Origin of the sequence: Bradyrhizobium sp., from assembly GCF_022844465.1 — a bacterium.
Lineage (GTDB): Bacteria > Pseudomonadota > Alphaproteobacteria > Rhizobiales > Xanthobacteraceae > Bradyrhizobium.
Genome location: NZ_JALHLP010000006.1, coordinates 78,956 through 105,180 on the forward strand (window position 1 = coordinate 78,956; position 26,225 = coordinate 105,180).

Annotated in this window: 26 protein-coding genes, 1 tRNA gene and 1 other RNA gene; 18 read left to right on the top strand and 10 right to left on the bottom strand. The window is 65.0% G+C overall.

The features are described 5' to 3' along the window. Positions 1–13: 13 nt before the first annotated feature. A tRNA-Arg gene (locus tag Q0D31_RS12815) sits at positions 14–90 on the bottom strand. 324 nt (positions 91–414) lie between these two features. On the opposite strand from Q0D31_RS12815, the gene Q0D31_RS12820 reads away from it, so the two are divergent. The 3 genes from Q0D31_RS12820 (at position 415) to mddA (ending at position 4,095) form a co-directional block, all read left to right on the top strand. After that, on the top strand, positions 415–1,029 hold the full coding sequence (locus Q0D31_RS12820; RefSeq protein WP_291850939.1) for a TetR/AcrR family transcriptional regulator: 615 nt from the start codon (positions 415–417) through the stop codon (positions 1,027–1,029). Between the two features lie 4 nt (positions 1,030–1,033). After that, positions 1,034–3,139, top strand: coding sequence for an alpha/beta hydrolase (locus tag Q0D31_RS12825; RefSeq protein WP_291850942.1), 2,106 nt, complete (start codon positions 1,034–1,036; stop codon positions 3,137–3,139). Between the two features lie 170 nt (positions 3,140–3,309). Next, entirely contained in the window at positions 3,310–4,095 is a 786-nt protein-coding gene (gene mddA / locus Q0D31_RS12830) for a methanethiol S-methyltransferase (RefSeq protein ID WP_291850945.1), read from the top strand. Positions 4,096–4,180: 85 nt separating this feature from the next. On the opposite strand, the gene Q0D31_RS12835 is transcribed toward mddA, so the two are convergent. Beyond that, the gene (locus Q0D31_RS12835) at positions 4,181–5,656 is read right to left on the bottom strand and encodes a HAMP domain-containing sensor histidine kinase (RefSeq protein ID WP_291850948.1); all 1,476 of its coding nucleotides are present in this window, start codon (positions 5,654–5,656) and stop codon (positions 4,181–4,183) included. Between the two features lie 429 nt (positions 5,657–6,085). Here Q0D31_RS12835 and rpmH point away from each other — a divergent pair, with 429 nt between their 5' ends. From rpmH to dapE, 11 genes are all read left to right on the top strand, one after another. Beyond that, entirely contained in the window at positions 6,086–6,220 is a 135-nt protein-coding gene (gene rpmH / locus Q0D31_RS12840) for a 50S ribosomal protein L34 (protein ID WP_006609582.1), read from the top strand. 24 nt (positions 6,221–6,244) lie between these two features. Further along, positions 6,245–6,649, top strand: coding sequence for a ribonuclease P protein component (gene rnpA, locus Q0D31_RS12845; RefSeq protein WP_291851014.1), 405 nt, complete (start codon positions 6,245–6,247; stop codon positions 6,647–6,649). 72 nt (positions 6,650–6,721) lie between these two features. Next, the gene (yidC, locus tag Q0D31_RS12850) at positions 6,722–8,581 is read left to right on the top strand and encodes a membrane protein insertase YidC (RefSeq protein WP_291851017.1); all 1,860 of its coding nucleotides are present in this window, start codon (positions 6,722–6,724) and stop codon (positions 8,579–8,581) included. A gap of 133 nt (positions 8,582–8,714) precedes the next feature. Further along, on the top strand, positions 8,715–9,365 hold the full coding sequence (gene yihA / locus Q0D31_RS12855; RefSeq protein ID WP_291851020.1) for a ribosome biogenesis GTP-binding protein YihA/YsxC: 651 nt from the start codon (positions 8,715–8,717) through the stop codon (positions 9,363–9,365). After that, positions 9,365–9,736: a DUF423 domain-containing protein gene (locus Q0D31_RS12860; protein WP_291851023.1), complete on the top strand. Its 372-nt coding sequence runs from the start codon at positions 9,365–9,367 to the stop codon at positions 9,734–9,736. The genes yihA and Q0D31_RS12860 overlap by 1 nt, the downstream gene beginning before the upstream one ends. 236 nt (positions 9,737–9,972) lie before the next feature. After that, a complete protein-coding gene (gene argB / locus Q0D31_RS12865) occupies positions 9,973–10,869 on the top strand; it encodes an acetylglutamate kinase (RefSeq protein ID WP_291851026.1) in 897 nt (298 codons plus the stop codon). A gap of 203 nt (positions 10,870–11,072) precedes the next feature. Continuing rightward, positions 11,073–12,059, top strand: coding sequence for a DUF1036 domain-containing protein (locus Q0D31_RS12870; RefSeq protein ID WP_291851407.1), 987 nt, complete (start codon positions 11,073–11,075; stop codon positions 12,057–12,059). A gap of 145 nt (positions 12,060–12,204) precedes the next feature. Continuing rightward, positions 12,205–12,897, top strand: a complete 693-nt coding sequence (locus Q0D31_RS12875) for a pyrimidine 5'-nucleotidase (RefSeq protein ID WP_291851029.1) — start codon at positions 12,205–12,207, stop codon at positions 12,895–12,897. A 237-nt stretch (positions 12,898–13,134) separates the two neighbouring features. Beyond that, positions 13,135–13,980 (top strand): 2,3,4,5-tetrahydropyridine-2,6-dicarboxylate N-succinyltransferase, encoded by an 846-nt coding sequence (gene dapD, locus Q0D31_RS12880; RefSeq protein WP_291851033.1) that lies wholly within the window; start codon positions 13,135–13,137, stop codon positions 13,978–13,980. Between the two features lie 205 nt (positions 13,981–14,185). Further along, positions 14,186–14,770 (top strand): DUF805 domain-containing protein, encoded by a 585-nt coding sequence (locus tag Q0D31_RS12885; RefSeq protein ID WP_291851036.1) that lies wholly within the window; start codon positions 14,186–14,188, stop codon positions 14,768–14,770. A gap of 16 nt (positions 14,771–14,786) precedes the next feature. Continuing rightward, a complete protein-coding gene (gene dapE, locus Q0D31_RS12890; protein ID WP_291851039.1) occupies positions 14,787–15,941 on the top strand; it encodes a succinyl-diaminopimelate desuccinylase in 1,155 nt (384 codons plus the stop codon). Positions 15,942–16,003: 62 nt separating this feature from the next. Here dapE and truA read toward each other — a convergent pair whose 3' ends face one another. From truA to def, 3 genes are all read right to left on the bottom strand, one after another. Then, on the bottom strand, positions 16,004–16,741 hold the full coding sequence (gene truA / locus Q0D31_RS12895) for a tRNA pseudouridine(38-40) synthase TruA (protein WP_291851043.1): 738 nt from the start codon (positions 16,739–16,741) through the stop codon (positions 16,004–16,006). A 121-nt stretch (positions 16,742–16,862) separates the two neighbouring features. Further along, positions 16,863–17,795 carry a methionyl-tRNA formyltransferase gene (gene fmt / locus Q0D31_RS12900; protein WP_291851046.1) on the bottom strand — a complete coding sequence of 311 codons (933 nt, stop codon included), beginning with the start codon at positions 17,793–17,795 and terminating at the stop codon, positions 16,863–16,865. Between the two features lie 180 nt (positions 17,796–17,975). Next, the gene (gene def, locus Q0D31_RS12905; protein ID WP_291851049.1) at positions 17,976–18,503 is read right to left on the bottom strand and encodes a peptide deformylase; all 528 of its coding nucleotides are present in this window, start codon (positions 18,501–18,503) and stop codon (positions 17,976–17,978) included. A 171-nt stretch (positions 18,504–18,674) separates the two neighbouring features. Here def and rmuC point away from each other — a divergent pair, with 171 nt between their 5' ends. The 3 genes from rmuC to Q0D31_RS12920 all read left to right on the top strand — a co-directional run bounded on the left by rmuC (position 18,675) and on the right by Q0D31_RS12920 (position 21,861). Then, positions 18,675–19,880, top strand: coding sequence for a DNA recombination protein RmuC (gene rmuC, locus Q0D31_RS12910; RefSeq protein ID WP_291851410.1), 1,206 nt, complete (start codon positions 18,675–18,677; stop codon positions 19,878–19,880). 139 nt (positions 19,881–20,019) lie between these two features. Beyond that, positions 20,020–20,319, top strand: coding sequence for a GIY-YIG nuclease family protein (locus Q0D31_RS12915; protein ID WP_291851052.1), 300 nt, complete (start codon positions 20,020–20,022; stop codon positions 20,317–20,319). Between the two features lie 186 nt (positions 20,320–20,505). Beyond that, positions 20,506–21,861 carry an MFS transporter gene (locus Q0D31_RS12920; protein ID WP_291851056.1) on the top strand — a complete coding sequence of 452 codons (1,356 nt, stop codon included), beginning with the start codon at positions 20,506–20,508 and terminating at the stop codon, positions 21,859–21,861. Positions 21,862–22,034: 173 nt separating this feature from the next. Here Q0D31_RS12920 and Q0D31_RS12925 read toward each other — a convergent pair whose 3' ends face one another. The 5 genes from Q0D31_RS12925 to ffs all read right to left on the bottom strand — a co-directional run bounded on the left by Q0D31_RS12925 (position 22,035) and on the right by ffs (position 25,502). After that, complete coding sequence (locus tag Q0D31_RS12925; RefSeq protein ID WP_291851059.1) at positions 22,035–22,466, bottom strand: hypothetical protein; 432 nt, start codon at positions 22,464–22,466, stop codon at positions 22,035–22,037. Positions 22,467–22,488: 22 nt separating this feature from the next. Further along, positions 22,489–23,094 carry a recombination mediator RecR gene (recR, locus tag Q0D31_RS12930; RefSeq protein ID WP_291851062.1) on the bottom strand — a complete coding sequence of 202 codons (606 nt, stop codon included), beginning with the start codon at positions 23,092–23,094 and terminating at the stop codon, positions 22,489–22,491. Position 23,095: 1 nt separating this feature from the next. Beyond that, positions 23,096–23,416, bottom strand: coding sequence for a YbaB/EbfC family nucleoid-associated protein (locus Q0D31_RS12935; RefSeq protein WP_291851064.1), 321 nt, complete (start codon positions 23,414–23,416; stop codon positions 23,096–23,098). Between the two features lie 23 nt (positions 23,417–23,439). After that, positions 23,440–25,296 (bottom strand): DNA polymerase III subunit gamma/tau, encoded by a 1,857-nt coding sequence (locus tag Q0D31_RS12940; RefSeq protein ID WP_291851067.1) that lies wholly within the window; start codon positions 25,294–25,296, stop codon positions 23,440–23,442. Between the two features lie 109 nt (positions 25,297–25,405). Beyond that, positions 25,406–25,502, bottom strand: an RNA gene (gene ffs / locus Q0D31_RS12945) — signal recognition particle sRNA small type. 295 nt (positions 25,503–25,797) lie between these two features. Between ffs and Q0D31_RS12950 the strand changes: the two genes are divergently transcribed. Next, the gene (locus tag Q0D31_RS12950) at positions 25,798–26,223 is read left to right on the top strand and encodes an HIT family protein (protein ID WP_291851072.1); all 426 of its coding nucleotides are present in this window, start codon (positions 25,798–25,800) and stop codon (positions 26,221–26,223) included. Positions 26,224–26,225 lie beyond the last annotated feature (2 nt).

Sequence of the window (26,225 nt, forward strand, 5' to 3'; positions counted from 1 at the left end):
CTGGCGTATTGATTGGCGCGCCCGAAGAGATTCGAACTCCTGACCCCCAGATTCGTAGTCTGGTGCTCTATCCAGCTGAGCTACGGGCGCGTTTTTCGCCAGGCATTGGGCCGCGTGGCCCGGATGCGTCCGGTCGTTGGCCGGACGGTCGCGAAAGAGCGCTTTAGCTACCCGCTCCGGCCCGGCTTGGCAAGGTCCGGGGCGCGGCTTCCGCCCGCGCGTCATTCAAGACGAGCGTTCCTTCATGGCGCAGCGGTCGGCTGGAACATGGCCAGATTGTCGACCGATTTTCGCATGGTACGCGCGCAGGAGATGCTGCAAGCAACCGGTCTGCCATGTTTTCGGTCATTTGACCGAAAACATTTGACATCGGTCGATCGATCGAAATAGATTGGCCCGCGTCCCGGAGGAAGCATGCTGGTCAAATCGAAAAAGTCCGAACAGGCGCGCACCGCGCTGCTCGAGGCGGCCCGGGCGGTGCTGCGCAGCAAAGGTTATTCCGGCCTCTCGACCCGCGATGTCGCCGTTGCCGCCAAAATGCCGCTCAGCCAGATCCATTACCATTTCGGTTCCAAGGAAGGGCTGGTGCTGGCGCTGTTCGACTACCTGAATGAGCAACTGCTGGGCCGCCAGGCCGAGATGTTCGGAAATCCCGATCTGCGTCTGTCCGAGCAGTGGAAGCTCGCCTGCGATTATCTCGACGAGGATCTCGCCTCCGGCTACGTGATCGTGCTGCAGGAGCTTTGGGTGGCGGGCTACGCCAATCCGGAAATCGCGGCGGTGGTCCGTCGCGGCATCCTTGGCTGGCAGGAACTTCTGACCCGGCTTGTGATCAAGTCGCGCGCCGGTCTAGGGCCGCTGGGAAGCCTGCCGGCCCCGCAGATTTCAGCGCTGATCGGCGCCGCGTTCATCGGCGGCGAGGCCTACATCCTGCTTGGCCTCGAAAGCAAGGCCGTGCCGGTTCGCAAGGCGCTGCGCGCCGTCGGCGACCTGATCGCCGCATTGGAGCAGACCCAAACCATGAGGTGAGGCCATGCGCGCCAGGATTCCGGACCAGGAAGGCTTCGTTCGACGTGACGGTGTCAACCTTCATTACGAGATATTCGGTGACGGGCCGCAGACGATGGTGTTCGTTCCGCCATGGTGCATTGTCCATTCCCGTGTCTACAAGGCGCAACTGCCCTATTTCAGCGAACGCTTTCGCTGCATTGCCTATGACGGGCGCGGCAACGGGCAATCCGACCGTCCGGAGGAAACCGCCGCCTACTCGCTGGCGAACTATGTCGAGGACGCCTGCGCCGTCATGGACGCCACCGACGCCGGCAAGGCGATCCTGGTCGGGCTGTCGTTCGGCGGCCTGATCGCCTGCATCCTCGCCGCGCAGCATCCCGATCGCGTCAGGGCCGCGATCCTGTGCGGAACAGTGGCCACGATCGGGCCGGATCACCCGTACCGGTCGCCGAAAAACTTTCTGGCCGAACGCGAGAGCTTCGAGGGCTGGGAGAAATTCAACCGGCAGTACTGGCAGACCAATTATCCCGATTTCGCGGATCACTTCATCCGTCACATCTACAGCGAGCCGCATTCGACCCGGCAGATCGAGGAGGGTGTCAGCTGGGCCGGCGGCACCACGGGCGCGGTGCTGACGCGAACCGTGGAGGCCGGCCGCGCCCTGCCCGATTTCGACATCGGCGAGGCCATGTACCGCAAGATTGATTGTCCGGTGCTGGTCATCCACGGCTATGACGATCGCATCCAGCCGCATGCCCGCGGCCAGGCCGTGGCCGAACGAACCGGGGGCGAATTCATAACGATCGCGGGCGGCGGACACAACCCGCTCGGCCGCGTGCCGGCCAAGTGCAACGATCTGATCGTCGATTTTCTCGACCGCAGGCTCGGCTTTCCGGCGCCGAAGCCTCCCGCGGTTCGCGCGGGAAGCGGCAAGAAGGCGCTTTACCTGTCGTCGCCGATCGGCCTCGGACACGGCCGGCGCGACATTGCGATCGCGCAGGAACTGCGCAGGCTGCATCCCGACTTGCAGATCGACTGGCTGGCGCAGGATCCGGTGACGCGCCTGCTCGAGGCCAGCGGCGAAACCATTCACCCGCTCAGCACGAGGCTGGCCAGCGAATCCCGCCACATCGAGCTGGAAAGCGGCGAGCACGACCTGCATTGCTTCCAGGCCATCCGCCGCATGGACGAGGTCCTGATCGCCAATTTCATGCAGTTTCAGGACGCTGTCGTGCAGGGCGGCTATGACCTCGTGATCGCCGACGAGGCCTGGGACGTCGATCATTACTGGCACGAGCACCCGGAGTTGAAGAAGGCGAAGCTGGCGTGGCTGACGGATTTCGTCGGCTATGTTCCGATGCCCTCGGGCGGCGCGAACGAGGCGTTCCTGACCACCGACTACAACGCCGAGATGATCGAGCATGTCGAGCGTCACCCGGCGGTGCGCGATCGCTCGATCTTCATCGGCAATCCCGACGACATCGTTCCGCTCGGCTTCGGCAACGACCTGCCGGCAATGCGCGACTGGGTGCCGCGACATTTCGAATTCTCGGGCTACGTGATCGGGCAACATCCATCTACATTCGGGCCGCGCGCCGAACTCCGACGCAGCCTCGGCTATCGCACCGACGAGCGGGTCTGCATCGTGGCGGTCGGCGGCTCGGCGGTCGGCGCCCATCTCATCAAGCGCATCCTGCAGAGCTATCCCATGGTTCGGGCAAGGCTGCCGGAGCTGCGCATGGTCGTGGTCGCGGGTCCGCGCATCGATCCGCTTTCGCTCGATGCGCCCGCGGGCGTGACGGTGCGCAGCTTCGTGCCCGATCTCGACCGCCACCTCGCCGCCTGCGACCTCGCGCTGGTGCAGGGCGGGCTGACCACCTGCATGGAGCTGGCGGCGGCGGGAACGCCGTTCCTGTACTTCCCGCTTCGCAACCATTTCGAGCAGAATTTCCATGTCGCCCACCGGCTCGACCGCTATCGCGCCGGATGGCGCATGGACTACGCCGCGATGACGCCAGACAGCCTCGCCGCGGCGATGGTCGAGGCGCTGGCGACGCCATCGGCGAGCCGTCCGGTCGAAGCCGACGGCGCCGCGCGGGCGGCCCGCATGATCGCCGAGATGCTCTGATACCCGGTCGGCTCCTTCCCGGGGGCCGCCGGCGCCGCCCCGGGTCGGACAATCCCTGCCATATGCGGCAAAAAGTTAGGTCGGTCGACCGAATATTACTTGATTCAGTCGATCGACCGAATTAATATCGTCGGGCGCGCGCACGGCCAGATTATTGAGGAGAACCGGAAATGACCGCCAACACCACTCCCGTCGCTACGCTCGACCAGTCCAGGGGCAGCACGCTGGGGCGCTTTCTCGCCTTTCTCTATGGCGTCGCAAGCTACGCCATCTTCTTCGTTACGTTCCTCTACGCGGTCGGCTTCGTGACCCGCCTTGGCGTCCCCAAGACGATCGATGACGGAGCCGTGTCGCCCGCGATGGAGGCGCTGCTCGTCAACCTCCTGCTGATGTCGGCATTCGCTATCCAGCACAGCGTGATGGCGCGCAAATCGTTCAAGCAATGGTGGACGCAGTTTGTCCCGAAGGCCATCGAACGCAGCACCTATGTGTTGTTCGCGAGCCTGTGCCTGGCGCTGCTGCTCTGGCAGTGGCGTCCGATGCCGTCAGTCGTGTGGCACATCGAAAGCCCGGAACTGGCTCTCGCCGTGACCCACCTTTCTCTGTTCGGCTGGCTGATCGTCCTGACCAGCACGTTCCTGATCAATCATTTCGAGCTGTTCGGCCTGCATCAGGTGGCCAACAACCTGGCCGGCAAGACCATGCCCGCGCCGCGATTCCGCACCCCGCTGTTCTACAATTTCGTGCGGCATCCGATCTATATGGGTTTCATCATCGCGTTCTGGGCGGCCCCGACCATGACGGTCGGCCACCTGCTGTTCGCCGCCGTCACCACCGCCTACATCGTCGTCGGCATTCTGCTCGAGGAGCGCGATCTCATCGACCTGTTCGGCGACGACTACCGCCGCTACCGGGAGCGCGTGTCGATGCTGTTTCCGTGGCGCAGGTCGGCCTGAGCAGACGCCAACGCGGCCGGGACAGCGCAAGCCTTGCCCGGCCGCAGCATCCCGGCCCGATTCGTCGGCCACCGTGAACCGGAACTCAGGCCCGCGCCCGCTCGGTGCGGACGCTCTGCAGTTCCACCGGGCGGTCGGGGATCGAGATCCGGAAGGTGGCGCCGATGGTGCCTTCGACCAGGTGAATGTCGCCGCCATGGGCACGGATCAGTTCGGCGGCGATCGCCAGCCCGAGCCCGCTGCCGCCGGGCCGGCCCGAGCTCTGGAACGCCTCGAACAGGTGCTCGCGCGCCCGCGCCGGCACGCCTGGGCCGGTGTCGGAAACCTCGATGATCGCCACCGCGCCTTCGCGGCGGCCGGTGATGCGGATCTGCAACGCGGTATCACCCTTGGGGCGGCTTTCCAGCGCCTGCGCGGCGTTGCGCACCAGGTTGAGTAGCACGCGAAACAGCTGGTCCGGGTCGGCATCGATGGTGAGCCCGCGCTCGATTGCGCTGATCCAGGCGATCGAGGCGTCGGCGGCAAGCCCGGTGGATTCGCGCACCTCCGCGACCACCGGCTCGACCAGCATCATGCGGCGGTCGGGTGCCGCCTCCTGGGCGCGGCCATAGGAAAGGGTGGACTGGCAGAAGTCGATGGCGCGCTCCAGCGAGCGCATCAGCTTGGGCGCAAAGCGCTGCACCCGCGGATCCGGCACGCTGGCGAGCTGGTCGGACAGCAATTGCGAGGACGCCAGCAAATTCCGCAGGTCGTGGTTGATCTTCGATACCGCCAGCCCCAGCGCGGCAAGCCGGCTCTTCTGATGCAGCATCGAGACCAGGTCGCGCTGCATGTCGGACAATTCGCGCTCCGCGACGCCGATCTCGTCGCCGCGCTGGCTCGGCACGATGATGCGCGCCGCACTTTCGGGATTCTGGTGGAAGCCGACCAGGTTGGCGGTCAGCCGCCGCATCGGCCGCACGAACAGGTAATGCAGCGCCAGATAGACCAGCCCGGCGGTGAGAGTCGCGATCAGCAGCGACACCAGCAGCAGGTTGCGGGAAAACCGGTACATCGCCTGCCGCAGCGGCGCGTCGTCGATCACGACCTCGATGAACTGGGCGCCGCCGGGCGCCGGCCCCACCACGCGGATGGTCTGGTTGTCGCGCTCCAGCATGGTTCCGAAGGAGTTGACGATGGCCGACCACACCGTCACGGTCCGCATGTCGATGTCATGGTCGATCGAGGCCGGCAGGTCGGCGCTGGCGAGCAGCCGGCGCTGCTGCCCCATCTTGATCGCGACAGCGCGCGCCCCGACGCTGCTCAGGATCTGCCGCGCCAGCGATTCCGGGACCATGCCCAGGGGCGCGGCATCCAGCACCAGCGCCGCCGTATTGGCCGCCGCCAGGCGGTCGTTCAGCCGGTTCATCCAGAAATTGGCGATCGCGGGCACGTAGATCATCAGCCCGGCGATCATCACGAACGGAATAGTGAGCAGCAAGAGCTTGCCGGACAGGCCAAGGCGGCGGCGTGCCACGGGCCGCGGCGCTTCAGGGATCGGGTGCTCATCGGTCGCTGACACGAATATCCGCCTCGAAGTGATCCGCCTCGATATCGGTTTCCCGAACGCCCGCCGGGCCGACCGGGCGCGGGCGCTCAATGGTAGATACGCTGATTCCAACGATGCGTTTCGGCCACCGACCGGTCAAATTACCGATCGCTAATGTCGGCTGGTTTCGGCGGCCGGAAGCGCCGCCTTCCCTTCAAACAAAAACCCCATGAAAACATATATATTCGTGCCAATTGCGACGTTTCGAAGAACGACGGCCACCGCGCCCCGCGACATTGACGAAAACAGGTCGCTCCCGTATAAGCCGCGCAATTGTCCGCGATGACCCGGTTCTGCCGGGGGCGGCTCATTTGGGCCGTAGATGGCCCGTTTCGGGCCGGCCATCATCACCGGACGCATCTCATTCAACAGGCAAATTGCCCGGTCAGCGGAGAACTACCCGTGAAGCGGACTTATCAACCCAGCAAACTGGTGCGCAAGCGCCGTCACGGCTTCCGCGCCCGTCTCGCCACGACCGGCGGCCGCAAGGTTCTCGCCGCGCGCCGCGCGCGCGGCCGCAAGCGTCTGAGCGCCTGAGCCGGATCATCCGGAGATTGCTTGATGGAGCGGCTGAGGCAGCGGGCGGACTTTCTCGCCGTTGCCAATGGCGCGCGGGCCAACAGCGCTGCCTTCGTGGTGCAGCGCCGCCGTCGCGATGACGACGGCCCGGTCCGGGTCGGATTTACCGTCACCAGGAAGAACGGCACCGCCACCGAGCGCAACCGCATCCGGCGCCGGCTTCGCGAACTGGTGAAGCGGCTCGACGTCATATCGATGCGACCGCACCATGATTATGTGCTAGTCGGGCGCAGGCCGGCGCTCACCCGCGACTTCACGACCATGCTCGACGATCTCCGCTCGGCCCTGCATCGCCTCGACCGGCTACCGAAGGCCGCAGGTGGCGCACAGGCGCTCTCGAAGGAAGTGGATACCGGTTCGCGTGATGCGCGCCCGGACGAAAACTGAGGGCCGCGGCGCCGACGTCAGTCGAAGCCGGCAGAACCCGCAATCCGAATTGAATGGCGAGACCCTGAACCGATGACCGACAATCGCAACACCATCCTCGCCGTCATTCTGTCCGGCCTCGTGCTGATCGCCTGGCAGTATTTCTACAACATGCCGCAGATGGAACGGCAACGAGCACAAAGCCAGACCCAGGCGGAGCTTGCCAAGCCCTCGCCGCAGGCGACCCCGGGCTCCACCACGCCGCAACCGGGATCAGCCCCCTCCTCCAGCGCACCCGCCAACCCGCCGGGCGCAATCGCGCCCGTTGTCAGTCGCGCCGCCGCGATCGCCGCAACGCCCCGCGTCAAGATCGTCACCCCGCGAATCTCCGGCAGCATCTCGCTGCGCGGGGCCCGCATCGACGACCTGTCGCTGGAGAGATTCCGCGACACCGTCAATCCGGCCTCGCCCGCGATCGTGCTGTATTCGCCGTCGAACACCGCAAGCCCCTATTACGCGGAGTTCGGCTGGGTTCCGGCCAGCGGCTCGACGGTCAAGATTCCGGACCAGGACACGATGTGGCAGCAAGAGGGCTCCGGCGCCCTGTCGCCCGGCAACCCGGTGACGCTGAAATACGACAATGGCGAGGGTCTCACCTTCCGCCGCACCATCGCGGTCGACGACCGCTATCTCTTTACCATCAAGGACGACGTCACCAATGTCGGCACCGCGCCGGTCACGCTGTACCCGTTCGCGCTGATCTCGCGCCACGGCAAGCCGGAGGTTTCGGGATACTTCATCCTGCATGAAGGCCTGATCGGCTATCTCGGCGACAAGGGCCTGCAGGAATACGGTTACTCGAAGATCGACGAAGAAAAATCGGTCACCTTCAACGTCACCAATGGCTGGCTCGGCATCACCGACAAATACTGGGCGTCGGCGCTGTTGCCGGACACCACCGCCAAGCTGCAGGCGCGCTATTCCTCCAACCTGGTCGGCACCAAGCGCACCTACCAAACAGACTACCTGCAGGATGCGCAGACGATCGCCATCGGCGGCACCGGCAGCGCCAACGCGCGGCTATTCGCCGGCGCCAAGGAAACCGACGTCGTCGGCATCAATTTCCCGCTCGCCGGCCATGGCGGCTACGACAAGCAGCTCGGCCTCAACCATTTCGATCTGCTGATCGACTGGGGCTGGTTCCATTTCATCACCAAACCGATGTTCCTGGCGCTGGACTATTTCTTCCACCTGGTCGGCAATTTCGGCGTCTCCATCCTGCTGGTGACGGTGCTGATCAAGCTGCTGTTCTTCCCGCTCGCCAACAAGTCCTACGCCTCGATGGCGAAGATGAAGTCGGTGCAGCCGCAGCTCGTCGCGCTCAAGGAGCGCTATCCCGACGACCGCCAGAAGCAGCAGCAGGAGATGATGGAGATCTACCGCAAGGAGAAGATCAACCCGGTCGCCGGCTGCCTGCCCATTCTGCTCCAGATCCCGGTGTTCTTCTCGCTCTACAAGGTGCTGTTCATCACTATCGAAATGCGTCACGCGCCGTTCTACGGCTGGATCAAGGACCTGTCGGCGCCGGACCCGACCACGATCTTCAACCTGTTCGGGCTGATCCCGTGGGATCCGATGGTGCTGGGACCGATTGTCGGTCCTTATTTCATGCTCGGTGTCTGGCCGATCATCATGGGCATCACGATGTGGGTCCAGATGAAGCTCAACCCGACGCCGCCGGATCCCACCCAGAAGATGATCTTCGACTGGATGCCGTTGATCTTCACCTTCATGCTGGCCTCGTTCCCGGCGGGCCTGGTGATCTACTGGGCCTGGAACAACCTGCTCTCGGTGCTGCAGCAGAGCTACATCATGCACAAGAACGGCGTGAAGGTAGAACTGTTCGACAATCTGAAGGCCGCATTCGTCAAGAAGGCCGTCGAGAAGACGTGATGCCGTCATTCCGGGATGGTGCGTGAGCACCCGACCCGGAATCTCGAGATTCTCAGGTGCGCAATTGCGCACCGTAGTTCGATGCTTTCGCATCGCCCCGGAATGACGTGCCAGGAAATAGAGAAACCTTCGCATGACCACCGAAACAGATGCGAAGCTGATCGAGGAAGGGCGAAAACTCTTCGCCGGCGACTGGCAGTTCGTCTGGGCCTCGCCCTCGATCGAGACGCTGCCGCCAATGGCGGGCGTGGAGGTGGCGTTCGCCGGCCGCTCCAATGTCGGCAAATCGAGCCTGATCAACGCGCTCACCGGCCGCAACGCGCTGGCGCGCACCTCGCACACGCCGGGCCGCACCCAGGAACTGATCTTCTTCGACGGCCCTGACCAGGCCGGGCTTCGGCTGGTCGACATGCCCGGCTATGGCTATGCCTCGGCGCCAAAAACCAAGGTCGCGTCCTGGACCCGGCTGATCCATCAATTCCTGCAAGGGCGCGCCACGCTGGCTCGGGTCTATGTTCTGATCGACGCCCGCCATGGCATCAAGGACGTCGACCAGGACGTGCTGAAGACGCTGGACAAGTCAGCGGTCAGCTACCAGGTGGTGCTGACCAAGGCGGACCAGGTCAAGGCTGCTGAGCTGGAACGGCACATCGGCGAGACAACGGCCGCGCTGGCCAAGCATCCCGCCGCGTTTCCGGAAGTGCTGGTGACATCCTCGCGCACCGGCGCCGGCATGGCGGAATTACGCGCCGCGATGGTGCGGCTGTTGAGGGAGCGCAACTGATGCGCCGCATCGGTCATATCCTGACCGTATTCGCCGCCATCATGGGCGCCGTCGGCGTGGTGCTAGCGGCCGCCTCCGCCCATGGCGCGGATGTCTCGCGGCTGGCGTCCGCCTCGTCGATGCTGCTGTTTCATGCCACCGCCGTGCTCGGGATCGTCGCCTTGGCCGATCGCGGCATTGTCCACGCAACCATCGGTGTTGCCGCGGCCTTCGGGCTGGTGGTCGCCGCGAGCCTGTTCGCCGGCGACCTGACCTTGCGGCAATATGACGGCCACGGCCTGTTTCCGATGGCCGCGCCCGCAGGCGGGATCTTGCTGATCGCAAGCTGGCTCGCGCTGGCAATTGCGGCGGCCTGGCCGAAGGGAGGGTGACTCCTCCCTTATCCCTTGTGGGAGAAGGTGGCGCGGATGAAATCCGCGCCGGATGAGGGTTCTGTCCGCGGAGACAACCCCTCACCCGTCTCGGATGCGCTTCGCTCATTCGATCCACCCTCTCCCACAAGGGGAGAGGGAAAAAAGACGCCACAAGCTCCGCAAACCCCCACTTTGCGCCCGGCCACCAATCGGATAGAACCCGCCCCGACATCCGCAATGGCGAGATCCGCTTCATGACCTCAGCGCCCGACATTAGCCCGCTCGACCAGGCCCGCATCCTGTCCGAGGCGCTGCCGCATATGCAGCAATATGACGAGGAAACCATCGTCATCAAGTATGGCGGCCATGCCATGGGCGCCGAAGACCTCGCCAAGGCGTTCGCGCGCGATATCGTGCTGTTGGAGCAGACCGCGATCAATCCGGTGGTGGTGCATGGCGGCGGGCCGCAGATCGCAACCATGCTGAAGCGCCTCGGCATCCAGTCCGAATTCGCCGCCGGCCTGCGCATCACCGACGCCGCCACCATCGAGATCGTCGAGATGGTGCTGGCCGGCTCCGTCAACAAGCAGCTGGTCGGCTACATCAACGAGGCCGGCGGCAAGGCCGTCGGCCTTTCCGGCAAGGACGGCAACATGGTGAAGGCGTCGAAGACGACGCGCACCATGGTCGATCCCGGTTCGAACATCGAAAAGGCGATTGACCTCGGGTTCGTCGGCGACCCCGACCAGGTCGACCTGACGCTGCTGAACCAGCTGATCGGCCACGAACTGATTCCGGTGCTGGCGCCGCTGGCGACGTCGCATGACGGCCAGACCCTCAACGTCAACGCCGATACCTTTGCCGGCGCCGTCGCCGGCGCGCTGAAGGCCAAGCGTCTGCTGCTGCTGACCGACGTCCCCGGCGTGCTCGACAAGTCCAAGAAATTGATCTCGGAACTATCCGTGAAGGATGCCCGCAAGTTGATCGCCGACGGCACCATTTCCGGCGGCATGATCCCGAAGGTCGAGACCTGCATTTATTCGCTGGAACAGGGGGTGCAGGGCGTGGTCATCATCGACGGCAAGACCCCGCACGCGGTGTTGCTAGAACTGTTCACCAATCAAGGCACCGGCACGCTGATCCACAAGTGATGAGCAAAGCGGCGACGCGAAAGAGGGCGTTCATGGCCGGGCTTGACCCGGCCATCCACGCCTTTGTCAACCGCCGGAAGAAAGACGTGGGTGCCTGGGCCTTCGCCTCGCCGAAGGGGCTTCGGCCCCGCAGGCGGGTCAAGCCCGGGCAAGACGAACTGCGGGGATCGCGAGGGCCGCGATCGGAATTGACCCGTTTCCTGATGTCGCTGCCGGCCGCGGCAATCTCGTTGCTGTTTTCGTCGGCGCCCGCCCTCGCCGACCTGAAACTCTGCAACCGCATGAGCTACGTGGTCGAGGTGGCGATCGGCATCGACGATAGATCGACGACCGCCACCCGCGGCTGGTTTCGGATCGATCCCGCCAGTTGCCGCGTGGTGCTGCAAGGTGCGCTGGCCGCCGACCGCGTGCTGTTGAGTGCGCGCGCGCTCGGCGTCTACGGCGCCTCGCCGATCCCGCAGAGCGGCAGCGACACGCTATGCGTCGCGCCGGAGAATTTCGTCATCGCCGCCGCTCGCCAATGCCGCAGCGGCCAGACGCCCGCGCCCTTCACCCAGATCACGCCAACGCGGACCGACGACGGCAACCTCGTCGCCTACCTCGCCGAGGATTCCGAATATGACGACGAGCAGGCTCGGCTGGCCGGCATCCAGCGGCTGCTGGTGATCGCCGGATACGACGCCGCCCCGATCGACGGCGTCGACGGACCAAAGACGCAGGCCGCGTTGACCGCCTTCCTCAGGAGCCGCGGGCTCACGGCCGAAATCGCGCAGTCGCAGAGTTTCTTCACCACCATGATCGATGCCGTGCAGAGGCCTTCGCCTTCGGGGCTGACATGGTGCAATGATACGCCGCACCGGATCATGGCCGCGGTGGCGACCGACGACGGCAAGGCCGTGACCAGCCGCGGCTGGTACCGCATCGATCCCGGCAAGTGCCTGCACCCTGATGTGGCCGGCCAGCCCAAACAGGTCTTCAGTTTCGCCGAAGCCGTGGATGCCGAGAACCGCGCCGTCAGGCACCGGGACAAGCCGATGAACTGGGGCGGGAGCAAGGACCTGTGCACGCGCGAGAGCAAGTTCGAAGTCTCCGAACAAGGCGATTGCGGCGCCCGGGGGATGTCAGCGACCGGCTTTGCGCCGGTCGACCTGTCGAGCGGCGGCAAGACCTTGCGATTTGCGGTGCCTTGATGGATATGCATTCTCACCTCAAACACTTTCCGTCATCACCCGCGAAAGCGGTTGATCCAGTATTCCGTGACGCCTGTTGCCTATCTCGATGGCCGCGGCGTACTGGATGCCCCGCCGTCGCGGGGCATGACAGCGGCCATCTTTCATGACTTCCCCCCGCCGCTTTGGCCATATCGACACCTGGGTGTTCGATCTCGACAACACGCTGTATCCGCATCACGTCAATCTGTGGCAGCAGGTCGACGCCCGGATCGGCGAATTCATTAGCGCGTTCCTGAAAGTTCCGGCGGCGGAAGCCCGCGTGATCCAGAAGGACTACTACCGCCGCTATGGCACCAGCATGCGCGGCATGATGACCGAGCACGGCGTGCGCGCCGACGATTACCTGGCCTATGTGCACCGGATCGACCATTCGCCGCTGGAGCCGAATCCGGCGATGGGGGCGGCTATCGCAAAGCTTCCCGGCCGCAAGCTGATCCTGACCAACGGTTCGACCGACCATGCCGGCGCAGTGCTGGCGCGGCTCGGCATCACAGAGCATTTCGAGGCGGTGTTCGACATCATCGCCGCGGAGCTGGAGCCGAAGCCGGCGCCGCAGACCTACGACAAGTTCCTGCGGGTTCATGGCGTCGATCCTTCGAAATCGGCGATGTTCGAAGACCTCTCCCGCAACCTCGTGGTGCCGCATCAACTCGGCATGACCACGGTGCTGGTGGTGCCCGACGGCGCCCGGGAAGTGGTGCGCGAGGACTGGGAGCTGGAAGGCCGCGACGCCGCCCATGTCGATCACGTCACCGATGACCTGACCGGGTTTTTGCAGGGGTTGAGCAGGGGCTGAGGCGCGCGATTGCCACAATCCTCAACCGTCATGCCCCGCGAAAGCGGGGCATCCAGTACGCCGCGGCCCCCGAAACATCCTCTGACGTCACGGATTACTGGATCACCCGCCCCGAGCGCAATCGCGCACTAGCGCGGGTGATGACGACTGCGCTAAGCCGACATGCCGCCTTGACTCTCTCTGCTCAAATCCCGAAAAAGCTCGCCGGCTTCGCCAAGCAATCCCAAGGAAATCCCGATGTCCCTGTCCGCGCTTGAAACCACCGTCAACACCGCGTTCGACGCCCGCGACGGCGTCTCGACCGCGACCAAAGGCGAGGTTCGCGACGCCGTGGACCAGGCGCTCGACATGCTCGACAAGGGCGAGGTCCGCGTCGCCGAGCGCGAGGCCTCGGGCAAGTGGAAGGTCAACCAGTGGCTGAAGAAGGCGGTGCTGCTGTCGTTTCGCCTCAACGACATGAGCTCGATTCCCGGCGGCCCCGGCAAGGCGTCGTGGTGGGACAAGGTGCCCTCGAAATTCGAAGGCTGGGGCGAGAACCGGTTTCGTGACGCCGGCTTCCGCGCCGTGCCGGGTTCGATCGTGCGGCGATCGGCCTTCATCGCCCGCAACGTCGTCTTGATGCCCTGCTTCGTCAACCTCGGCGCCTATGTCGATGAGGCCACCATGATCGACACCTGGTCCACCGTCGGCAGCTGCGCGCAGATCGGCAAGCGCGTGCATATTTCCGGCGGCGTCGGCATCGGCGGCGTGCTGGAGCCATTGCAGGCCGAACCCGTGATCATCGAGGACGATTGCTTCATCGGCGCGCGCTCGGAAGTCGCCGAGGGCGTGATCGTGCGCAAGGGCGCGGTGCTGTCGATGGGCGTGTTTCTCGGCGCCTCCACCAAGATCGTCGACCGCGAAACCGGCGAGACCTTCATCGGCGAGGTGCCGGAATATGCGGTGGTGGTCCCCGGCGCGCTGCCTGGCAAGCCGCTGAAGAACGGCCAGCCCGGCCCCTCCACCGCCTGCGCCGTGATCGTCAAGCGCGTCGATGAGCGCACCCGCGCCAAGACCAGCATCAACGAGCTGCTGCGGGACTAAAGGGTTCGTCAGCGGGGCCACATGGTTCGAGACGCGCGGCGTTGCCGCGCTCCTCACCATGAGGGTCTGAAACCTCATCCTGAGGAGCATCGCAAGGCGATGCGTCTCGAAGGATGAAAGCCCGGATGCATCGATTCGAACCTTGGCTTCGGTAACAGCTACCAATAGCCAGTCGCGGCATTCCGCCGCCGTCCGAGCCTGCCCCATGGACTGGAGCTGGTTGCTTTTCCGCTTCGAGGGTCGCATCAACCGCGCCAAATTGTGGCTCGCGGTGCTGGTCCTGCTGTGCTGGATGGTGTTGTTGACCGCGCTGGCCATTGCTGTCACCAGCCTGTTCGGCGATCCCGGACCCTCCAGTTTCGGCACGACAGATCTTTTCAAGCTGATGGATCCAGAGACTTATCGGTCGCTGACGCCGGCCGATCTGCCGTTGCTCCTCGTCAAGCTGGTCGCCATGCCCGTGATTCTGTGGGTCTACTTCGCCGCCTCGGTCAAGCGGCTGCACGACCGCGACCGAAGCGGCTGGTGGATGGTGCCGTTTTTCATTCTCCCCGGCGTCTTCGACCAGTTCAACGGCCGGCTTCCCGTTTCCTATTTCATGATGTTGCCGGGCCTTGCCGTGTTCGCCCTGGGCATCTGGGGCTTCGTCGAAATGTATTGCCTGAAGGGATCGCCGAAGACCAACCGATACGGGGCCGACCCGCTGGCGCTGCCGGACACGCGGACGGGCTGGGACCAGCACAGCGAGATCGAAATGACGCCGCACAAGGCTGGCCCGCCGCCGGTTTGACGTGTTAAGCGGGGGCATGAATGACGCCGTTTCCATCGCCCGCGACCTCGTCCGCTGCCCCTCTGTCACCCCCGCCGATGCCGGCGCGCTTGGCGTACTCGATAGGCTTTTGAAGAACGCCGGTTTCGAGTTGCATCGCCTGACCTTTGGCGAGCCGGGCACATCAGACATCGACAATCTCTACGCCCGCATCGGGACTGAAGCGCCGCATATCACCTTTGCCGGCCATACCGACGTGGTGCCGCCCGGCGACGAGACGGCCTGGACCCTTGGCGCGTTCTCGGGCGAGATCAGGGATGGCTTCCTCCATGGCCGCGGCGCGGTGGACATGAAGGGCGGCATCGCCTGCAGCGTCGCCGCCGTGCTGCAATATCTCGCCGAGCGCGGCGGCAAGCCAAAGGGCTCGATCTCTTTTCTGATTACCGGGGATGAGGAAGACATAGCCGTCAACGGCACCGTCAAGTTGCTGAAATGGTGCGCCGAGCGTGGCGAAAAATTCGACCATTGCGTGCTCGGCGAGCCCTCCAATGTCGAAGTGCTCGGCGATTGCATCAAGATCGGCCGCCGCGGCTCGCAGTCCGGCACGCTCCATGTCGATGGCGTGCAGGGCCACGTCGCCTATCCGCACCGCGCGGCCAACCCTGTTCCTGACATTTCGCGACTGATCGTGGCCCTGTCCGACGAGCCGCTCGATCACGGCAGCGCGCAATTCCAGGCCTCGAATCTCGAATTCACCTCGGTCGATGTCGGCAACCCCGCCGGCAATGTGATCCCGGCGCAGGCGCGGGCCAGGTTCAACATCCGCTTCAACGACAACCACACCCAGGCGACGCTGCGCGCGCTGGTCGAGGAGCGTCTCGCGAAGGCCTGCGGCAACCGCATCCGCGCCCGCATCGTCTGGGAGCCCTCCAACGCCAACGTCTTCGTCACCAAGCCCGGCGCCTTCACCGATCTCGCCGTCAGCGCGATCGAGGAAGTGACGGGGCGCAAACCGGAACTCTCGACCTCCGGCGGCACGTCGGATGCGCGCTTCATCTCGAACTATTGCCCGGTGATCGAGTTCGGCCTGGTCGGCCAGACCATGCACCAGGTCGACGAGCGCACCCCGGTGTCGGATCTGGAGCAGCTGACGAAGATTTACCGCGGCGTGCTGGATCGGTATTTTGCGTGATCGCCGCAGGGCGCCGAACAAAATCTCGAAAACAACCCCATGCAAAGCAGAGATTGGGTCACCTAGTACTCCACCCGCACCAGATATAGCCCGTCCGGCGGGGCGACCGGGCCACAGGCCGCGCGGCTGCGGGCGGCGAGCGCGGCGGCAAGATCGTCGGCGCTCCAGCGGCCTTCACCGACCCAGACCAGCGAACCCACCATCGAGCGCACCTGGCTGTGCAGGAACGAGCGCGCCGAGGTCAGGATCGACACCGCGTCGCCGTCCCTGATCACGTCGAGCTGGTCAAGCGTCTTCTCCGGCGATTTCGCCTGGCACTCGGTGTCGCGGAAGGTGGTGAAGTCGTGCCTGCCGACCAGCCGCTGCGCGGCCGCATGCATCGCGTCGGTGTCGAGCGGCCGCGGCAGCCGCCAGACCTTGCCGATGTCGAGCGCGAGATTGGCCCGGCGATTCGCGATACGATAGAGGTAATGCCGCTTCCTGGCCGAGAACCGCGCCTCGAACGTCTCGGGCACGATCTCCGCTGACAGCACGCCGATCGGATGCGGCCGCAGATGCGCGTTCAGCCCGTCGCGAAACCGGCCCGGCACGAAATGCTTGTCGATATCGCAATGCGCGACCTGTCCCAGCGCATGCACGCCGGCATCGGTACGGCCGGCGCCATGGACGCGGACCTGCTCGCCGCAGATCGCCTTGACCGCATCCTCCAGCGCGCCCTGCACGGAAGCGCCGTTTTCCTGCAACTGCCAGCCGCAGAACGGCCGGCCGTCATATTCGATGATGAGCTTGTAGCGGGGCATCTCAATCCGGTAGGGCTGTCATCATCCGCGAAGGCGGATGATCCAGTACGCCGCGGCGTCTCGGTCAAATCTCGAAGGCCGCAGCGTACTGGATACCCCGCCTTCGCGCGGTATGACAGTGCTAAGAAAACTGCGCGCCCACCTTGAGCGGCGTACCGCGCAGAAACTCCGCGGCCTGCATCGGGGCCTTGCCGGCGCGCTGCAATTCGATGATCCGGATCGCGCCGTCGCCGCAGGCGATCGCAAGATTGTCGTCGAGCACCGCGCCGGGCGCGCCGGAACCCTCGGCCGGCTCGCAGCGCAGGATCTTGACGCGGGCGGGTTCGCCATCGGTTGCGATCGCGCACCAGGCGCCGGGAACCGGCGACAGCCCGTGGATGTGGCGCAGCACCTCGCGCGCGGGCCGTTTCCAGTCGATCGGCGCCTCGGCCTTGTCGATCTTGGCGGCGTAGGTCGCCCCGACCTCGCTTTGCTTGCGAAGCAGCAGTTGACCTCGTTCCAGCGCGCCGATCGCGCGCACCATCAGCGCGGCGCCGAGCGGCGCCAGCGCGTCGTGCAGATCGGCGGCGGTCATGGTGTCCGTGATCGCCAGCCGTTCCGCCATCGCGACGTCGCCGGTGTCGAGGCCGACATCCATCTTCATCACCATCACGCCGGTCTCGGCATCGCCAGCCATGATGGCGCGGTTGATAGGCGCAGCACCACGCCAGCGCGGCAGCAGCGAGGCGTGCAGGTTGAAGCAGCCGAGCCTCGGCGCGTCGAGAACGGCCTGCGGCAGGATCATGCCGTAGGCGACGACGACGGCCGCATCGGCGTTGAGGGCGCGAAATTCGGCGAGCGCTTCCGGCGTTCGCAACGTGCCCGGCGTCCGCACGGGAATGCCGAAGCGCCGCGCTTCCTGCTCCACCGGGCTCGGTTGCAGCTTCATGCCGCGCCCGGCCGGCTTCGGCGCACGGGTGTAGACGGCGGCGATCTGATGGCCATCGGCCACCAGCGCCAGCAGCGTCGGCACCGCGAAGCCGGGCGTGCCCATGAAGATCAAGCGGAGCGGCATGAGATTCGCAATATCCAGAGGAGGTTCGATCTTACTCCGTCGTGGCCGGGCTTAGTAGTCTGCCTGGCGCAGACTACGTAAACTTGTCTGCGCTCCCGGCCATCCACGTCTTTGGTGCAGCAGGAAAGAAAGACATGGATGCCCGGCACAAGGCCGGACATGACGAACGATAGAGTTGGGCTACTCCGCCGCGCGCCTGGCGGCTTTCGTAAACTTCTTGATCACGCGGTCGCGCTTCAGCTTCGACAGATAGTCCACGAACAGCACGCCGTTGAGGTGGTCGATCTCGTGCTGGATGCAGGTGGCGAACAACCCCTCGGCGTCCTCCTCATGCACCTTGCCGTCGAGGTCGGTGAAACGGATGCGCACCTGCGCCGGCCGCTCGACCTCCTCGTAGTATTCGGGAATCGAGAGGCAGCCCTCTTCATAGACCGACAATTCCTCCGAAGAGGAGACGATTTCCGGATTGATGAAGACGCGCGGCTGCGGCCTGGTTTCGCCGTCCTCGCTCTTCTTGGCGAGGTCCATGGTAATCAACCGCAGCGGCTGCGCGACCTGGATCGCCGCCAGGCCGATGCCGGGAGCGTCGTACATGGTCTCGAACATGTCGTCAGCGAGCTTGCGGATCTCCGTCGTCACCTTCTCGACAGGCTTGGAGACGAGCCGCAACTGCCGGTCCGGCAGGATGATGATTTCTCTTAAGGCCATAGCGCGCGATTTAAGCCGCTCACTTGTCGCGGTCAATGCGCGGGGGAAGGCGTTAACCGGGCCTTAACCATGATTTTTAAGGCGGCGTTAACCACGAAATTTTACTGGCCGTTTACCATAAATGTTCCCTCTTCGTTCGTGAAAACCGGCGAATCGGGCTACAAGCTTGGCATGAACGAGATTCTGTTTGCCATCGGCGAGCTGCCGATCCACGTCGGCGAGGCGCTGGCCGGGTTCGGCGCGCTGGCGCTGGCGCTGCTGCTTTCCATCGCCATCATCATCGCCCGCTCGGGCCGCCGCGGCGCGGAACTGGCCATGGCGCAGGCGATCCGCGCCGACGAACTGGAAGAGCGCCTGAGCGAGATGCTGCGGGCGCAGAGCGAATCCACCGGTCGCGTCGACGCCATGGCCCAGTCGCTGTCCGGCCGCCAGGCCGAAATGACGCGCGCGGTCAACGAGCGGCTGGATTCGGTGACGCACCGGGTCGGCCAGTCGATGGAAGCGACCACGCGCCACACCATGGATTCGCTCCGCGTGCTGCACGAGCGGCTCGGCATCATCGACAACGCGCACAAGAATCTCACCGACCTGACGTCGCAGGTGACGACGCTGCGCGACGTGCTCGCCAACAAGCAGTCGCGCGGCGCGTTCGGCCAGGCGCGGATGGAGGCGATCGTGCAGGACGGCATGCCGCAGGGCGCCTACGAATTCCAGTACACGCTCTCGTCGGGCAAACGGCCGGATTGCGTGGTGTTCCTGCCCGACCAGCGCCCGCTCTGCATCGACGCCAAGTTCCCGCTGGAGGCGGTGACCGCCCTGCACGACGCGCGCAGCGACGAGGAGCGCAAAGTCGCCAGCCAGCGCCTGCGCAACGACGTGATGAAGCATGTCAACGACATCGCCGAGAAGTACCTGATATCGGGCGAGACCCAGGACACCGCGCTGATGTTCGTGCCGTCGGAATCGGTCTATGCCGAGATCCATGACGGCTTCGACGACGTGATCCAGAAAGCCTACCGCGCCCGCGTGGTGCTGGTGTCCCCGTCGCTGCTGATGCTGGCGATCCAGGTGATGCAGCAGATCCTGAAAGACGCGCGGATGCGCGACGCCGCCGACCAGATCCGCACCGAAGTGCTCAGCCTCGGCGACGATCTGGAGCGCCTGCGCGACCGGGTGCTGAAGCTGCAGAAGCACTTCGGCGACGTCAACGAGGACGTGCGGCAGATCCTGATCTCGGCCGACAAGATCGAAAAGCGCGCCGGTCGGATCGAGGAGCTGGATTTCAGCAAGACCGATGCCCCGGTCGAAGCCGCGCGCGTGGCGACGACCGGCACGCCGGAACTGTTCCCCCTGCGCAAGCTGCAGGCGGGGGAGTAGATTTGCCAAAGCCACGCATTAAACCCGTCATCGCCCGGCTTGCCGCCTTCGCTAAAGCTCCGGCGCGCCAGAATGGCAAAGCCTCGGCGAAGCCTTGGCGAAGCCGGGACCGGGCGACCCAGTATCCCAGAGGCGGCAGATGGGAACGCGCAGCTACTACGTTTACATTCTCGCCAGCCGCGTCGGCGGCACGCTCTACATCGGCGTGACAAATGATCTGGTCCGACGTGTTGGTGAGCATCGTCTCGAACTTATGAAAGGCTTCACGAAGCGATACGGCGTTCATAAACTGGTCTATTTCGAACAGTTCGATGACATTGAGAATGCGATAGTTCGCGAGAAGCGACTGAAGAAGTGGAATCGAGTTTGGAAAGTTCGACTGATCGAAGAGCTTAATCCCAATTGGGACGATCTTTATCCGGGCATAGCAGGCGCTTGAATTTCTCGGCGTATGCCAATTTCCGCTGTCATACCCGCGAAGGCGGGTATCCAGTACTCCGAGGCGTCACTGCTAACAACGGACTTCGCGGAATACTGGATCGTCCGCCTTCGCGGACGATGACAGTCGTTGGATGCCGACGATAACGGCCTTTCTGCGCCCCGAATCTCTGCTAACACCCTCTCCATGACGCCACCCGAAGCCGCCTCCTCGAAATCCGCAACGCCCTCCTGGCGCGAGGCGTGGGCGGTGTATCTGCAGCCGCGCGTGCTGATCGTGCTGATGCTTGGCTTTTCCTCCGGCCTGCCGCTGGCGCTGTCGGGATCGACGCTGCAGATCTGGATGCGCGAGTCCGGCGTCGAACTCGGTACCATCGGGTTGTTCGCGCTGGTCGGCACGCCCTATACGCTGAAGTTCCTGTGGGCGCCGCTGGTCGATGCACTGCATGTCCCGGTCCTCAGCCGCGCCTTCGGCCGCCGGCGGGGCTGGCTGGTGTTCTCGCAGCTGCTCCTGATCGGAGCGATCCTGCTGCTGGCACTGACGGATCCGGCGCGCTCGCCGCTGTTCGTGGCGCTCGGCGCGCTTCTGGTCGCGGCGATGTCTGCAACGCAAGACATCGTTGTCGATGCATTCAGGGTCGAGAGCCTGTCGGAGAGCGAGCAGGCCGCCGGCATGGCTTCCTATGTCGCGGCGTACCGGATCGGCATGCTGGTTTCGACCGCCGGCGTGCTGTTCCTGGTCAGCGCGTTCGAGGACACCGGCATCGGGCGCAGCGCAGCCTGGATGTGGGGCTATGTCGCCATGGCGGCGCTGGTGCTGATCGGCACCGTCACCGCGCTTGCCGCCACCGAGCCAGGGCAATCGGCGGTCGCCGAGGCGGCGACCCGCGGCGAGGCCGCACTCTCGCGCGTCCTTCGCGCGGCCGTGGGCGCGTTCGCCGAATTTCTGGTCCGCAAGCGTGCCCTGGCGGTGCTGGCCTTCGTGGTGCTGTTCAAGCTTACCGACGCGTTTTCGGGCGTCATGACCGCGCCGTTCGTGATCGACCTCGGCTTTACCCGCAACGACTACGCCGCCATCGTCAAGGGCGTCGGCCTGGTCGCGACCCTGGTCGGAGGCTTTGCCGGCGGCTACGTGGCGCGGCGCTACTCGCTGGTCACAAGCCTCTGGATCGGCGGCATGCTGCAGGCGATGTCCAATTTGGCGTTCGCGTGGCTCGCCTATGTCGGCACCAGTCAATGGGCGCTGGCGGTCGCCATCTCGGCGGAGAACTTCACCGGCGCGATCGGCACCGTGATCTTCGTCGCCTATCTCTCTGCGCTGTGCCAGAACCCGCTGCACACCGCGACCCAATACGCGCTGCTCACCGCGCTGGCCGCCGTTGGACGCACCTATTTGTCGTCAGGCGCGGGCTACGTGGCGGAGGCGACCGGCTGGCCGCTGTTCTTCGTCATCTCCGTTGCGATCGCGATCCCGAGCCTGGTCCTGCTGGCGTGGCTGCATCGGCGCGGGCATTTTGACGAGCTGGGGCCGGTAAGAGTGTAGTCGTCGTCCCCTGCGAAGGCGGGGGACCCAGCATTCCAGAGCAGTTTCGATCGAAGCGATAGACCGCGGCGTACTGCGTTGCCCGGTCCCGGCTTCGCCAAGGCTTCGCCGTGCTGGCACGCCGGCGCTTTGTCGAGGGCAAGCCGGGCGATGACACCTGTAGCGTGGCTAGCTCAGTGCTTCGTCACCACGCTCCATTTGGTCACGATGGCCTCGCTCATCTGGCCGGCGTCCTGGGCGCAGGCGACCTTGTCGACTTTCACTGCAATTTCCTTGCCGATAAAGGACTTCAGCTCCGCGGCCTGAGCGTCGCTTGCGGCGACGAGCTGGAACGTCACCGGGCCGGTTTCGAGATTGCAGAGCCCGTCCGGTTCCGGCAGCCGGCGCGGTTCGCTGGTGAGCTGGTAGGTCGGCGCACGCTTGGCCTTGTTGCCGCCGCGCACCTTCATGGCGTTGAGTTTGCCCGACAGCACCTCGCCGGCGTGGATCGGCTTACCGGGCTTCGGCGCCGGCGCGGCCTGCTGGGCTCCCGCGGAGGTCGCAACCAAAGCTGCGGCAATGATCAGCGCAAAGTGGGAGCGTTTGCCGAATCGTCGTCTCGTCATGAATCAGTTCCGTTTGTGCTGGCTAAAAGAGCGTTCGCTGCCGCATCGCCGCCGATAGCGTGCCTTCGTCGAGGTAATCAAGTTCGCCGCCGACCGGTACGCCGTGGGCGAGGCGGGTCACCTTGACGTTGGCGTCCTGCAGCAGGTCGGTGATGTAATGCGCGGTGGTCTGGCCATCCACCGTCGCGTTCAGCGCCAGCACGATCTCGCTCACATGTGACTCGTGCGCGCGCGCCACCAGCGCGTCGATGGTGATATCCTGCGGGCCGATGCCGTCGAGCGGCGACAGCGTCGCGCCCAGCACGTGATAGCGGCCGCTGGTCGCGTTCGCCCGTTCCAGCGCCCAGAGGTCGGCGACGTCGGCGACCACGACAATGGTCGCGGGGTCGCGCCGCGGGTCGATGCAGACCGTGCAGGGGTCCTGCGTGTCGATGTTGCCGCAGACCTTGCAAACCTGAATCTTGTCGATCGCCACCTGCAGCGCGCCGGCAAGCGGCGTCATCAACGCCTCGCGCTTCTTGATCAGGTGCAGCGCCGCGCGCCGCGCCGAGCGCGGGCCGAGGCCCGGCAGGCGGGCCAGGAGCTGGATCAGGCGCTCGATTTCGGGGCCGGCAACGCTGGCTGCCATTTCAGGTGAGACCGAGTCCGGGCGGCAGGCCGAGCCCACCGGTCAGCGCCTGCATCTTTTCCTGCATAGCGAGTTCCGCCTTGCGCCGCGCGTCGTTGTGCGCGGTCACCAGCAGATCCTCGAGCACTTCGCGCTCCTCGGCCTTGATCAGCGAGGGATCAATCCTGACGCCCTTCACTTCCATCTTGGCGGTCATGCGTACGGCGACCAGCCCGCCGCCGGAAAAGCCTTCGACCTCGACATTGCCGAGCTCTTCCTGCATCGCCTGCATCTTCGATTGCAGCTGCGCCGCCTGCTTCATCATGCCGAGAAAATCAGCCATTCGTGCATCCTTTGGAACTTCGTTCAATCCTCGTCGCGGTCGGAAGGTTCGGTCGGATCCTCTCCGGTAGCATCGGATTCCGGCGGCTCGGCGGCAAGCCGGCGCACGTCGACGATCCTGGCGCCGGGAAACCGCGCCAACACCTCCTGCACGCGCGGGTCGGCCTCCGCGACACGCGCATGCTCGCTCCTTGCCTGTTCGTTCTGCGAGCGCAGTGTCGGCTGGCCGGCCTCGTTGGAGACGATCACGGTCCATCGCCGCCCGGTCCATTGCTCCAGCTTGCGCGAGAGGTCGTTGACGAGCCCCCGCGCCGCGCTGCGCTCCAACGCCAGTTCCAGCCGCCCATCCTCGATTCGGATCAGACGAACGTCGGCTTCGAGCGCCGTCTTGGTCAGGAGGTCGCGCTTCTCGCCGGCAAGGGCCACGAGTTGCGTAAAACTGGTGATGTGAAGCGCGGGTGCGGACTGCGTCTGCGCGGACGGCGCGACGATTTGCGCACGCGCCGATGCTTCCGCCCCGGAACGGGGCGAGGCAGGCGCCCGCATCGGCGATGACGGCATGGACGACACGGTCGTGGCCGGCCCGGCCCGCGACGGCGCTGCGCCTCCAGCAACGGTTTGCGAACCGCCGCCATTCTGGTCGAGCATCCTGATCGCCTCATCCGGCGTCGGCAGATCAGCGACATAGGCGATCCGCACCAGCACCATCTCAGCGGCCGCCGCCGGCCGGGTCGCGGCCTGCACCTCGGCGATGCCCTTGAGCAGCATCTGCCACATCCGCGACAGCACCCGCATAGAAAGCTGTGCTGCGAATTCGCGGGCGCGCACCCGCTCGGTCTCGCCGAACGCGACGTTGTCGGCGGTCGCCGGCACGACCTTGACCCGGGTGACGAAATTGACGAACTCGGCGAGGTCCGACAGCACCACGACCGGATCAGCGCCGACATCGTACTGCGCACGGAACTCATCAAAGGCGCTGGCGATGTCGCCGCGCGCCAGATGCTCGAACAGGTCGATCACCCGGGTGCGGTCGGCCAGGCCCAGCATCTGCCGTACCGCGTCGGCGCGAACGATGCCGGCCGCATGCGCGATCGCCTGGTCGAACAACGACAGCGAATCGCGCACCGAGCCTTCCGCAGCGCGCGCGATGATGCCGAGCGCCTCGGCTTCGGCCTCGACGCCTTCCTTGGCGGCGATGTTGCCGAGATGGGTCATCAGCACGTCGGCCTCGACCCGGCGCAGGTCGAAACGCTGGCAGCGCGACAGCACCGTGACCGGAACCTTGCGGATTTCGGTGGTGGCGAACACGAATTTCGCGTGCTCGGGCGGCTCCTCCAGCGTTTTCAGGAAGGCGTTGAAGGCCGCCGTCGACAGCATGTGGACTTCGTCGATGATATAGACCTTGTAGCGGGCGCTGGCCGGCGCATAGCGCACGCCGTCGTTGATCTGGCGGACGTCGTCGACGCCGGTATGGGAGGCGGCGTCCATTTCCAGCACGTCCATGTGCCGGCTTTCCATGATCGCCTGGCAGTGTACGCCCAAATCAGGCATCTGGACGGTCGGCCCCTTCACCGAACCATCAGGCTTTTCGTAGTTCAAGGCGCGGGCGAGAATCCGCGCCGTGGTGGTCTTGCCGACCCCGCGCACGCCGGTCAGGATCCAGGCCTGCGGAATCCGCCCGGTCTCGAACGCATTTGAGACGGTGCGGACGACGGCGTCCTGGCCGATCAGATCGTCAAAACTGGAAGGACGATATTTGCGGGCCAGCACCCGGTAGGGCTTGCCGGCCGCGGGCTGGCCGCCGAAATCAAGGCCGGCATGTTCGAGGCCGGACTGGCCGACGCGTTCTGTCTTGTCGGGGGGAGCGCCAGCATCACTCATCGGTCGATCCGCAATTGATTGTCTTTCGAAGCGGCTTGCGGAAAGGAGCGAAATCGAGCGCAGGGCATGGACACGCCGATTCAACCCGCGTGAATCGCCCAAAAAACAGGTAGGAGACTGACGAGCGACCCGATCCGGACCTCGTTAGGGCTGCTTCCTTCCGGACCTGACCCGGTTGGCGAGAGGCTCGTCCACCGCCAATCTCCCGGTGCTTATTTGGGGCCAAAAGGGTCGGAAAGCAAGCCGGCCTTTTCCTGTCATACCCCGCGACCCGTCTCCGCCAAGGCTTCGCCGAGGGTTATCCGAAAAATCGGTCCGCCGGAGCTTTGGCGAAGGCGACAAGCGGGGTATCCAGTACGCTGCGGCCCATCCATAAGCCGAGAGGCTGCGGGGTACTGGATCATCCGCTTTCGCGGATGATGACGCCTTGGTATGAAACGCCTGAGTGCCCCCCAGAAGGCACTTCATAAGCCCGACATGTATCGGGTACGGGAACTGTCAATGCCCTCTGACGCCTCCGCCTGGTCGCTGCATTCCCAGCTCAAGAAGGACACCATCGACATCGGCGACCTGCCGTTGTGCCGGGTGCTGGTCATCAAGGATGCGCATTACCCATGGCTGCTGCTGGTGCCGCGCCGGGAAGGCGCGGTGGAAATCATCGACCTCGACGAGGTCGGGCAGGCGCAGTTGATGACCGAGATTTCCCGGGTCGCGCGCGCCCTGAAAGAGATCACCAATTGCGACAAGCTGAACATCGCGGCGCTGGGCAATCTGGTGCCGCAGCTGCATGTCCATGTCATCGCGCGCCGCACCAGCGATGCCGCCTGGCCGCGGCCGGTCTGGGGCGTGATGCCGCCCCTGGCGCATGACGCCGAGGAAGTACAGATTTTCATCAGCGCACTGCGCCGCAAAATATGGTTGGGTTGAAC